We start from the raw sequence: 11,967 nt of genomic DNA on the forward strand, positions 1-11,967 counted from the left end.
GATCAATCCTGTAACGAGAGCTGTATCTGTTCGTCGACCTGTTGCAGGCTGTCTTCTATTTTTGCCAGCCAGTCGGCAGGGATGAACAAACACGGTTGATGGTGGTGAAACAGACGTCGCTGCTCGCGCAGTTGTTGACGCAATTTCTCATATTCATCAGTAAGTTCTGTCGGTAAGGTACAGTCTCGTTTTTCAGGTAAAGAAAGAATGGTGGTCTGTAGGCTGATATCGCGCACCGCAAGATGAAGGTGGTCATCCACGTACATATCGAGGTGCTGGGTAAACCCGATGCCGTTGAGTTTTCCCCTGATTTCGCCTTCTCCGCCTTTTTGCAGCCATGACTGCAAGGCGTTTTTTTCTAACACGATATGTGTCACATCAATATTATTCAGTACCAACGGACGCTGCAACACCACGGTCAGCGTCTCTTTATTCAGCGTTGCTGGCAGCAGGTAGTGGGCTTTACGGCTGAGGAATGCCCCCTGCTTTTCGACCGTGATCGCCTGCAACTCGCTTTGTTGCTGCTGATATTGCTGCCGTTTCACGTTTAATTGCTGCAAGCGGAACAGCAGTGCCTGTTGCTGATAGGCGTGCGCAGTGACGAGCTGCTCGGTGTGCTGCTCCACCAGCGTCTGTGAATCCCTATCATGCCACAGGCAATCTTTCAGCAAGATGACATCGAGCGGAACAATGCTTTCACGGCCAGAGAAGAACGCACAGGCTTGCAGCAGTCGCAGCGCTTTCTTCCAGCGTCGATCGGAGACGTACGGCGCGTTGTCTGTGGTATTCAACTGTTGGCGCAGCGCATAAATCAGTTCAAAGCAGGCATCCGGCAAGGCGATGCGATCGATGGCGCTTTGCCATGCCTGATACTCTTCGTCGCTGACGCTCAGTGACGGTGGCACCGGGTTGTCACGATCGCTACCGTTGTGGGTTAGCAATGCGCGGAAGTTTTGTTTTTCCTGCACTTTATCCAACCACAGGCGAATCAGCATGCGGTCATAGAGTGCTTCTAAGCTGCTGTCTGATTCGGGCAGCTCATTGGAGGCGGTAACCAACAGCCGCATGGGGATGGTTTCTTCATGGCTGCCGTTGCGAAAGCGCCGTTCATTGATGGCTGTCAGCAGGGTATTGAGAATGGCCGGACCGGCTTTCCAGATTTCATCCAGAAAGACGATTTCCGCCTCCGGCAGGTAGCCGCCGGTAAGACGCTGATAGCGCCCTTCATCTTTTAGCGCCTGAATCGACAGCGGGCCAAACACTTCTTCCGGGGTAGAGAAGCGTGTCATCAGGTATTCGAACGCGCGGGCGTCACGAAAAGCGAACTTCAGGCGACGCGCGATCATGCTCTTGGCGATGCCCGGCGGCCCCAGCAAAAACACGCTTTCGCCGCTGAGCGCGGCGAGCAGGCACAGGCGAATCGCGTGCTGACGTTCATACAGGCCGTGTTCAAGAGCTTGGCTGAGGCGCGTAATACGATCGGCCAAAGAGGCTGATTGAAGCATAAGAGATCCGTTTTTACTCTGATGACGCAAAACAAGGTGACAAGAGATGAAGTCATCAACGACGATGCAATAATATACGGCAGATCACAGATTTTTTTTAATCGTATCTGCGTCGATTATTGCCATCTTTGGCTATGTTAATCAATAAACCAGTTTATTTCTGGATGTTTCGATACGGCGTGAAGGGATGGGTTTTTGCATGAATATATGCATACTGTGCGCTTTCGGGCGAAGTCTACGAAAAACGCGTTGCTCTCCACGCAGTGAAAACAGCGGAAGTCGCAAAGTGAAAACAACAGAAGATAGGCGCTATGAGCTCAGAGCATAAGCAATCGCTTCCTGCCATTACCTTGGCAGCTATTGGCGTGGTGTACGGGGATATCGGCACCAGCCCGCTTTATACATTAAGGGAATGCCTTTCCGGACAGTTTGGATTTGGCGTCGAGCAGCATTCGGTATTTGGTTTTCTCTCGCTGATCTTCTGGCTGCTGGTGCTGGTGGTGTCGCTCAAGTATCTCTCCTATGTGATGCGGGCCGATAACGCCGGGGAAGGGGGGATTTTGACCCTGATGTCACTGGCCGGACGCCACACCAGCGATCGCATGACCTCCATCGTGGTGATCATGGGGCTGATTGGCGGCGGATTCTTTTATGGTGAGGTGGTGATCACCCCGGCGATGTCGGTGCTTTCCGCGATGGAAGGGATTGAGATTGCTGCGCCTGAGCTGGATAGCTACATTGTGCCAATGTCGGTGATTGTGCTGACCTTGCTGTTCGCCATTCAGAAGCACGGCACCAGCAGTGTGGGCAAGCTGTTTGCGCCGGTGATGCTGATTTGGTTTTTGACGCTGGCGGTGCTGGGCGTGCGCAGCGTGATGGAAACGCCGCAGGTGCTTCAGGCATTGAACCCGGTTTACGCCGTGCGTTTCTTTATCGAATACAGGTTTATCTCTTTCTTCGCGCTGGGGGCCGTGGTGCTGGCGATCACCGGGGTGGAAGCGCTTTACGCAGATATGGGGCATTTTGGAAAATTCCCTATTCGCTTAGCGTGGTTCACCGTGGTGTTGCCGTCGTTGGTGCTCAACTATTTTGGTCAGGGCGCGTTGCTGCTGCGTAACCCAGAAGCCATCAAAAATCCCTTCTTTTTACTGGCTCCCGACTGGGCGTTGATTCCGCTGCTGATCCTGGCAACGCTGGCGACCATCATCGCCTCTCAGGCGGTTATCTCCGGCGTATTTTCGCTGACGCGTCAGGCGGTGCGTCTGGGGTATCTGCCGCCGATGCGCATTGTGCATACGTCAGACATGGAATCCGGGCAGATTTATATTCCGGCGATAAACTGGCTGCTGTATACGGCGGTAGTGATTGTCATCGTCAGCTTTGAGCATTCTGGCAATCTGGCGGCGGCTTACGGTATTGCGGTGACCGGGACCATGGTGCTGACCAGCATTCTCTCCGCGACCGTGGCGGTAAAAAACTGGCACTGGCACCGCTATCTGGTGTCAATATTGCTGGTAGCCATGCTGTTGATTGATATTCCGCTGTTTCTTGCCAACGTGGTCAAGATCCTCTCCGGTGGCTGGTTGCCGCTGGCGTTGGGATTAATCATGTTCACCATTATGACGACCTGGAAGAGCGAGCGTTTCCGTTTACTGCGCCGTCTGCATGAACATGGTAATTCACTGGATGCGATGATTGTCTCGCTAGAGAAAAATCAGCCGACGCGGGTGCCTGGTACCGCAGTCTATCTCTCGCGCGCCACGCACGTCATCCCGTTTGCATTACTGCACAACCTCAAGCACAACAAAGTGTTGCATGAAAGGGTGGTGCTGCTGACCATGCGCACAGAAGCGGTTCCCTATGTGCATAACGTGCAGCGCGTTACGGTTGAACAGCTCTCTCCCACCTTCTGGCGCGTGATTGCCAACTATGGCTGGCGGGAAACGCCCAACGTGGAAGAGGTGTTTCACCGCTGCTGGCAGGAGGGATTGGCTTGCCAGATGATGGAAACATCGTTTTTCATGTCCAATGAATCGCTGACCATGGGCAAACGGCCCTGGTATCTGCGGGTGCGCGGCAAGGTGTTTATGATGTTGAGTCGTAATGCGTTGCGTGCGGCCGATCAGTTTGAGATACCGCCGAACCGGCTGATAGAGCTGGGGATTCAGGTAGAGATTTAGTGTATGACCAGGCTGATGACAAAGTCACTTTCCCCCTCGTAATCCTCGGCGAAAGCCGGGGATCTCAGTCAGAAGGAACGCGTTTACTCTGTAGGAGATTCCCGCCTGCGCGGGAATGACGGGCTGTAGGCAGGGAATGATGGTGGGTATAGGGCAGTTTGTTAGCAACCTCGACGCCCTCGAAACCGAGGGCGTCATTTTGGGTGACTATTTACCGTTCGATTTTAAGGTTTCCCCTTCCTTGAGGGCAAACAGCTCATCATCACGGGTGGAGACGCGAGCGCTGCCGTCCGGCATGCGATAAGCTCCCTCGGTAAAGCCGGAACCGTTCAGGAACGGGGCAACGGCCTGTGGTTTATTCTTCAGCGTAGCTTCCAGTGCCAGCAGTGCGTAGGGATCGATGCTATCAATCGACGCATATTGATATTTGGCGGAGTTCATAAAGAAGCCGTTGTGCAGATTATTGCTGACGATGTTGTCGGCCACTTTTTCGGCTACCGTCAGGTAGGTTTTATCCTGCGTTGCCTGCCACAGATCGATCAGCGCAAAAATAGCATACGGGTCGCTGTTCTTGGTGCTGACATTGACGCTGACGCCTTTACCCGGCGCTGCGCCGATATCCCCCAGATCCAATCCCTTGGCGATACCGCGCGCCACTTTCCACAGTTCAGCATCCTTCTCCAGCGTATAGGCGCGGGCGTAGGACAGCAGGAAATCACTGCTGGCCGGGTAGGCTTTCAATACCGTGCCTTTCTTACCGTAGTAACCATCGCGCGGTAGCGTGTAGTTGGAGAGATCGGTGCCGTTGGCCAGCATCGGACGGAAGGTGTTGTTGCTTTCGTCATAGGCGTATTTGGCAAACGCTTTCAGGCCGTCCAGCGTCCACTTCTTGATATCATCGCCGTCTTTACCCAACTCTTTCGCCAGTTGTAGCTGCATCAGCGCATTCTCGGAATAGAGCGTGCTGGTGCGACCCTTCAGCATCATATTGCCTTCCAGCGCAGCAGGCCCAAATTCTGGTCCGAACTGACGTTGAGCGCGGTCACCGTATTTGGAGTTGGTGTCGCTGTCATCGCTGGTTTCAGCGCGTTTTAATGCCTGCGTGAACTGGTAAACGCCCAGTCCGGTTTTTTTATCGCGCGGCAACACATACTGCTCCGCCAGCCGTTTTGCCCACAGCAGTGCGCCGGCTTCATGGTTATTTTTATAGAGCAGGGAAGCGGAATAGATCAGGTCATTACCGGCGTTAAGAAAACTCAGCCCTTTGGTGGCGAAGAACGGCGGTTGCTGGGTAAAGCTGTTATCCCACAGTTTACCGATCTCCTTACCGTACTGACCGTGGCGGCTGGTTTCCAAGATTTGCCAGTCATAAACGTGGGCATTCCAGAACGCACGAATGAAGCGAACCGTAGCCGGTTTATCCACGGCAAACATCAATTCGTAGAAGGGATAGGCATTTTTCAGCTCATGCACCAACTCTTTCTCACTCGGCCCTTCGGGCTGAAGCGTTTTCAAATCGACAAAACGGTGTCCCCCCCAAATCAGCAGGCCGCTTTTATCCTGATAGCGCTCGAAATAGTAACGCACGCTGGTTTTGGCGCGCTGTTGATAACGCTCATCGCCCGTCAGGTTAGAGAGGCCAACCAGTACGCGCATAAAGTTTTGCTGCGCGGAAAAATTGGAGAGTACCGCTGTGCGTCCATCGGGGAAAACCCACTCAAGCTGTTTCCCGGTGCGCGGATCGACACCGCTCGCCAATAACGGTGATGGCTGCGTGCCATGATAATGGTCGCCCGCTTTATCCAGTACGGTATCGGCATACTGTTTTACGATAGTCAAACGATCGGCGCTGTGCGCCTGAGTGGCGAGCGCGGCCATACAGCAGAGGGCTGCCACAGAGAGGGATAGGTTTTTCATCGTTAGAGTCCTTGTTAACAAACCAGAGATTTTCGGCAGGCGTCAGAGTGCCGTTATTGTTTAATTGTGAGTAAGGTGATGTGAGCATAAGGAAGTGAGGTGAATCATACGAAAAAAGAAACGCTGTTTTAATAAATTAGCTATCTGGTTTCATTGTTTTTTTTCATTTGTGATTGCGATCAACCTCCTGACACCTGTGGTCAACGGCTATTTTCTAACCTAATGTTTTTCTTATGCCTCTTTTTTGTGATAGCGAAACGTTTCGATGACGATCACAATTCCGCAAACTCTTTTTTGCTTTATCAGGACTTTTTCTTAAACTTTACTACAAGCGAAACGTTTCGCTGTCGTTATCAAAACGAGTGACATAATGAAAAAAGGCGTATTACTCAATTCCGAAGTCTCGAGCGTGATTGCCCGCCTTGGGCACACTGACCAAGTCGTGGTGTGTGATGCAGGGTTACCTATTCCTGACACCACCGCTCGTGTAGATCTGGCGTTAACACACAATGTGCCTACCTTTATACAGGTGCTGAGCGTGATTACGCAGGAGATGCAGGTGGAAGCGGCGATTGTTGCGCAAGAGATTATCGAGAAGAACCCGGTGCTCCATGAAGCTATTCGTGAGCATTTGCAACAGCTTGAACAACACCAGGGAAATTCTATTGCGTTGCACTATGTCAGTCATGAGGCATTCAAGACGCAAAGCGGGCAGAGCAGGGCCGTTTTTCGCAGCGGTGAATGTTCGCCCTATGCCAATATTATTTTGTGTGCTGGCGTAACCTTCTGAGGCCGAGATGGAACCTTTATTACAGTTGCAGGGAATAGTAAAAACCTTTCCCGGTGTAAAAGCGCTGTCCGGTGCTGCCCTGAATGTCTATCCCGGCAAGGTGATGGCGCTGGTGGGCGAGAATGGCGCCGGGAAATCTACTCTGATGAAGGTGCTCACCGGTATTTACCGCAAAGATGCCGGCAATATTCGCTTCGTTGGAGAGGAGGTTGCCTTTAATGGGCCAAAATCGTCACAGCACGCGGGTATCGGTATTATTCACCAGGAACTTAACCTGATTCCTCAACTGACGATTGCCGAAAATATTTTTCTTGGCCGAGAGTTTACCGGAGCATTGGGGCGTATCGATTGGCAAAAGATGTACGCCGAGGCAGATAAGCTGCTGAAAAAGCTTAACCTGCGCTACAACAGCCGCCGACTGGTGGGCGAGTTGTCGATTGGTGACCAGCAAATGGTCGAGATTGCCAAGGTGCTGAGCTTTCAATCCAAAGTGATCATCATGGATGAACCCACGGATGCACTGACGGATACCGAAACCGCCTCCTTATTCACCGTGATTAAGGAACTGACCGCACAGGGCTGCGGCATCGTCTATATCTCCCACCGCCTGAAAGAGATCTTCGAGATTTGCGATGACGTGACCGTGCTGCGCGACGGTCAGTTTATCGGTGAGCGTCCGGTCAACCAACTGCATGAAGAACAGCTCATTGAAATGATGGTGGGGCGCAAGCTGGAAGAGCAGTATCCGCGCTTGAATACCGTGCCAGGCGATGTTCGCTTGAGCGTTAAAGACCTGACAGGGCCGGGTGTTGAAGGCGTCAGCTTTACCTTACGGCAGGGGGAAATTCTCGGTGTATCCGGCCTGATGGGTGCAGGGCGTACCGAACTGATGAAGATCCTGTATGGCGCACTTCCTCGCACGCGCGGTGACGTGGCGTTGGATGGCCGTGAGGTGGTGACGCGCAGTCCGCAGGATGGGCTGGCAAACGGCATCGTTTATATCTCCGAAGATCGCAAACGCGATGGCCTGGTGTTGGGGATGTCCGTCAAAGAGAACATGTCGCTGACGGCATTGCGTTATTTCAGCCGTGGTTTTGGCGCGCTCAAACATGAAGACGAACGCACCGCCGTCAGTGATTTTATCCGTTTGTTCAATATCAAAACCCCCTCAATGGCGCAGCCGATTGGCCTGTTGTCCGGCGGTAATCAGCAGAAGGTCGCGATTGCTCGCGGGCTAATGACGCGGCCGAAAGTGTTGATTCTTGATGAACCTACTCGCGGCGTCGATGTGGGAGCCAAGAAAGAGATCTACCAGTTAATCAACCAGTTCAAGCAGGAAGGCCTCAGCATCATTTTGGTGTCATCCGAAATGCCGGAAGTACTCGGTATGAGCGATCGCATTTTGGTGATGCATGAAGGCCGCTTGAGCGGTGAATTCTCCATTGAGCAAGCCACTCAGGAAGTGCTGATGGCGGCGGCGGTTGGCAAGCAATATAGCGTAAAGCAGGAGTAAGTCAGACATGAGTTCCGAATCTATCACGGCAAAGCGCTGGTTCAGTAAAGAGTGGCTGTTGGAGCAAAAGTCGCTGATTGCCCTGCTGATCCTGATCGCAGTGGTCTCGTCCATGAGCCCTAACTTTTTCACGGTCAACAACCTGTTCAATATCCTGCAACAGACCTCCGTGAACGCCATTATGGCGGTAGGAATGACGCTGGTTATTCTGACATCGGGTATCGATTTATCGGTTGGATCGCTGCTGGCGCTGACCGGCGCGGTGGCGGCATCGATTGTTGGCCTGGAAGTGAATGCGCTGCTGGCGGTGTTTGGCGCGTTGGCGCTCGGTGCGGCAATTGGCGCGGGCACCGGCATTATTGTCGCCAAAGGGAAAGTGCAGGCGTTTATCGCCACGCTGGTGATGATGCTGCTGCTGCGCGGCGTCACCATGGTCTACACCAACGGCAGCCCGATCAACACCGGTTTTTCTGACGTTGCGGATGCCTTTGGCTGGTTTGGTATTGGTCGCCCTCTGGGGATTCCTACACCAATCTGGCTGATGGTTATCGTTTTTATCGCTGCCTGGTACATGCTGCACCACACGCGGCTCGGGCGTTATATCTATGCGCTGGGCGGCAATGAAGCGGCGACGCGCTTGTCGGGCATCAGCGTCGATAAAGTTAAAATTATCGTCTACGCCTTATGTGGGTTGTTGTCCGCACTGGCTGGGATTATCGAAGTCGCGCGTTTGTCATCGGCTCAACCGACGGCGGGCACGGGGTATGAACTGGATGCGATTGCAGCAGTAGTGCTGGGCGGAACCAGTTTGGCGGGCGGTAAAGGGCGCATTGTCGGCACGCTCATCGGCGCGCTGATTCTTGGGTTCCTCAACAATGGACTGAACCTGTTAGGTGTTTCTTCTTACTACCAAATGATCGTTAAGGCAGCCGTTATTTTGCTGGCGGTTTTGGTAGATAACAAAAGCAGTAAATAACCTTCATTCTCACGCATAGGAATTGGATTATGAATATGAAAAAACTGGCTACGCTGGTTTCTGCTGTTGCATTAAGTGCCACGGTGAGCGCCAATGCGTTGGCGAAAGAGTCAATAGCATTGGTGGTTTCTACCCTGAATAACCCGTTCTTCGTGTCATTGAAAGACGGCGCGCAAAAAGAAGCTGATAAGTTAGGCTACAACCTGGTGGTGCTGGATTCGCAAAACAACCCGGCGAAAGAGCTCTCCAACGTTCAGGATCTGACCGTGCGCGGTGCCAAGCTGCTGCTGATCAACCCGACAGACTCAGATGCTGTAGGTAACGCGGTGAAACTGGCAAATCAGGCCAACATTCCGGTGATTACCCTGGACCGCGTGGCGGGCAGCGGCACGGTTGTGAGCCATGTGGCGTCTGATAACGCCTTCGGCGGTAAAGTCGCCGGTGATTTCATCGCGAAAAAATTGGGTGAAGGTGCCAAGGTGATTCAGTTGGAAGGTATCGCCGGAACCTCTGCTGCCCGTGAGCGCGGAGCCGGCTTCATGAAATCCGCTGAGAAAAACAAATTTGTCATGCTGGCCAGCCAGCCCGCCGATTTCGATCGTACCAAAGGGCTGAACGTAATGCAGAACCTGCTCACCGCACACCCCGATGTAAAAGCGGTGTTCGCACAAAACGATGAAATGGCACTGGGTGCGCTGCGTGCTCTGCAAACTGCGGGTAAAACTGACGTGATTGTGGTCGGTTTTGATGGCACACAGGATGGTGTAAAAGCCGTAGAGGGCGGAAAACTGGCCGCCACGGTTGCACAACGTCCTGAAAAAATTGGTGAAATTGGCGTACAAACCGCTGACAAAGTCATCAAGGGTGAAAAAGTACAGGCGATTATCCCGGTTGATCTAAAACTGGTTGCCAAAGAATAACGCATAACAACGATAAGCAGCGCCGCCGGAACAAGGCGGCGCTTTTTAATCACTTTTGGGGCGATTTTTATGAAAACGGGCAAACTCGTGGTATTGGGCAGTATTAATGCCGACCATATCCTCAATCTGGCACACTTCCCTCAACCGGGCGAAACGGTGATCGGTAAGCAATATCAGGTCGCTTTTGGGGGGAAAGGTGCTAATCAGGCGGTTGCAGCCGGGCGCAGCGGTGCCGATATCGCCTTTATCGCTGGCGTGGGTGAGGATGACATTGGTGCCCGTATTCGCGAGCAGTTGTCTCGTGACCAGATAGACGTTTCTGCCGTTGAAACCGTTGCCGATGAAACCACGGGCGTTGCGCTGATTTTTGTCAATGGCGACGCTGAGAATATGATTGGTATTAACGCGGGTGCCAATGCGGCGATCACTCCCGATGTTCTGGCGCGCCACCGTCAAAAGATTGTTGATGCTTCTGCCTTGCTAATGCAGCTCGAGTCTCCGTTGGAGACCGTTATTGCCGCTGCACAGTTGGCGCATCAGCATCAAACGCGTGTCATTTTAAACCCGGCTCCTGCCTGTGACTTGCCGGATGAGCTGCTGGCGCTGGTGGATATGATCACGCCGAATGAAACGGAAGCGCAGCGTCTTACCGGTGTTACCGTGCAGAATGAGCAAGATGCCGCACAGGCAGCGCAAATATTGCATAATAAAGGCATTACTACCGTGCTGATTACGCTGGGTAGCCGGGGCGTGTGGCTGAGTGAAAATGGACAAGGTCAGCGTATTCCCGGTTTCCGGGTTCAGGCAGTAGATACGATTGCAGCGGGTGATACCTTTAATGGTGCGCTGGTAACGGCACTTCTGGAAAATCAACCGATGCAAACAGCAGTGAAATTTGCTCATGCTGCCGCTGCCATTGCGGTAACTCGCTCTGGCGCTCAACCTTCCGTGCCGTGGCGCAATGAGATCGACGCATTTTTACACTCCCAGGGGTGATACGTGGCCACAATGAAGGATGTTGCTCGCCTGGCGGGCGTGTCGACGTCAACGGTTTCACATGTAATCAATAACAATCGCTTCGTTAGCGATACGGTGCGTGATCGGGTATTGGCGGCGGTGGAGTCTCTCAACTACGCACCGTCTGCGCTGGCGCGCAGTTTGAAGATCAATCAGACGCAAACTATCGGTATGTTGCTAACGGCCAGTAGTAACCCGTTTTATGCTGAAGTGGTGCGAGGCGTTGAGCGCAGTTGCTACGAGCGCGGGTATAGCCTGATCCTGTGCAATACCGAAGGCGACCATAATCGGCTGGACCGTAGCCTGGAAACCTTGATGCAAAAGCGGGTTGATGGTTTGCTACTAATGTGTACCGAGAACCACCGCCCTTCCTCGGAAACCATTAGTCGTTACCCGTCAATTCCTCTGGTGATGATGGACTGGTCGCCGTTTGAAGGCGTGAGTGATGTTATCAAGGACAATTCCCTGCTTGGCGGAGATATTGCAACCCGCCATCTGATCGACAGCGGTTACCGTAATATCGCCTGTATCGCTGGCCCACAAGATAAAACAACGGCCTATAACCGACTGTTAGGCTATCGGCAGGCGATGCAGCGTGCGGGTTTGCCCGTTCCTGATGATTACGTGGTGTTAGGTGATTTTGAGTTTGAAACTGGATATCAGGCGATGCGTAAACTGCTGTCGCTGGCGAAAAGGCCGGATGCCGTGTTCTGCAGTAATGATGCGATGGCTGTCGGGGTTTATCACGCACTCTATCAGGCGGGATTGTCTATTCCAACGGATATGGCTGTGGTGGGCTATGACGATATCGAACTGGCGCGCTATATGTCTCCGCCGCTAACAACCATTCATCAACCTAAAGATGAATTGGGGGAACTGGCGGTCGATACGCTGTTATACCGTTTGGAACATCCGGAGACTGAGCCCTCGGTGCTGGTATTAACGCCAGAGTTGATGATGCGCGAGTCGGTTGCTCATCGGTAAAAAGGATGTACTGCGCGGTAAAATGGGGCAGTTGCGATGAAATAGCGTCAGCTATGCTGGTTTGCTATGCGATTCGCCGAAAAAATACGCACTCAGAAATAAAATTGAAATTAGCCCTTGTCAGGGCACGAGAAGTGTCTATACTGCGCCTCCACTGACACGGCA

Annotated in this window: 9 protein-coding genes; 7 read left to right on the top strand and 2 right to left on the bottom strand. The window is 52.8% G+C overall.

Annotation, left to right across the window (positions count from 1 at the left end):
• Window positions 1-2: 2 nt before the first annotated feature.
• A complete protein-coding gene (gene ravA, locus J5069_RS18810; protein WP_264645299.1) occupies window positions 3-1,505 on the bottom strand; it encodes an ATPase RavA in 1,503 nt (500 codons plus the stop codon).
• 311 nt (window positions 1,506-1,816) lie between these two features.
• On the opposite strand from ravA, the gene kup reads away from it, so the two are divergent.
• Window positions 1,817-3,685 (top strand): low affinity potassium transporter Kup, encoded by a 1,869-nt coding sequence (gene kup, locus J5069_RS18815; RefSeq protein ID WP_264645300.1) that lies wholly within the window; start codon window positions 1,817-1,819, stop codon window positions 3,683-3,685.
• A 207-nt stretch (window positions 3,686-3,892) separates the two neighbouring features.
• On the opposite strand, the gene J5069_RS18820 is transcribed toward kup, so the two are convergent.
• Entirely contained in the window at window positions 3,893-5,602 is a 1,710-nt protein-coding gene (locus J5069_RS18820; protein WP_413542258.1) for a pectate lyase, read from the bottom strand.
• Window positions 5,603-5,972: 370 nt separating this feature from the next.
• Here J5069_RS18820 and rbsD point away from each other — a divergent pair, with 370 nt between their 5' ends.
• From rbsD to rbsR, 6 genes are all read left to right on the top strand, one after another.
• Window positions 5,973-6,392: a D-ribose pyranase gene (gene rbsD / locus J5069_RS18825; RefSeq protein WP_264645301.1), complete on the top strand. Its 420-nt coding sequence runs from the start codon at window positions 5,973-5,975 to the stop codon at window positions 6,390-6,392.
• Between the two features lie 7 nt (window positions 6,393-6,399).
• Window positions 6,400-7,905 (top strand): ribose ABC transporter ATP-binding protein RbsA, encoded by a 1,506-nt coding sequence (gene rbsA / locus J5069_RS18830; protein ID WP_264645302.1) that lies wholly within the window; start codon window positions 6,400-6,402, stop codon window positions 7,903-7,905.
• A gap of 7 nt (window positions 7,906-7,912) precedes the next feature.
• Entirely contained in the window at window positions 7,913-8,881 is a 969-nt protein-coding gene (gene rbsC, locus J5069_RS18835) for a ribose ABC transporter permease (protein ID WP_264645303.1), read from the top strand.
• A gap of 29 nt (window positions 8,882-8,910) precedes the next feature.
• Window positions 8,911-9,801, top strand: a complete 891-nt coding sequence (rbsB, locus tag J5069_RS18840; protein ID WP_264645304.1) for a ribose ABC transporter substrate-binding protein RbsB — start codon at window positions 8,911-8,913, stop codon at window positions 9,799-9,801.
• A 69-nt stretch (window positions 9,802-9,870) separates the two neighbouring features.
• Window positions 9,871-10,797 carry a ribokinase gene (gene rbsK / locus J5069_RS18845; protein WP_264645305.1) on the top strand — a complete coding sequence of 309 codons (927 nt, stop codon included), beginning with the start codon at window positions 9,871-9,873 and terminating at the stop codon, window positions 10,795-10,797.
• A gap of 3 nt (window positions 10,798-10,800) precedes the next feature.
• Complete coding sequence (rbsR, locus tag J5069_RS18850; protein ID WP_264645306.1) at window positions 10,801-11,802, top strand: ribose operon transcriptional repressor RbsR; 1,002 nt, start codon at window positions 10,801-10,803, stop codon at window positions 11,800-11,802.
• Window positions 11,803-11,967: the final 165 nt, after the last annotated feature.

Origin of the sequence: Candidatus Symbiopectobacterium sp. NZEC127 (assembly GCF_025962675.1) — a bacterium.
In the GTDB taxonomy this organism is placed as follows: domain Bacteria; phylum Pseudomonadota; class Gammaproteobacteria; order Enterobacterales; family Enterobacteriaceae; genus Symbiopectobacterium.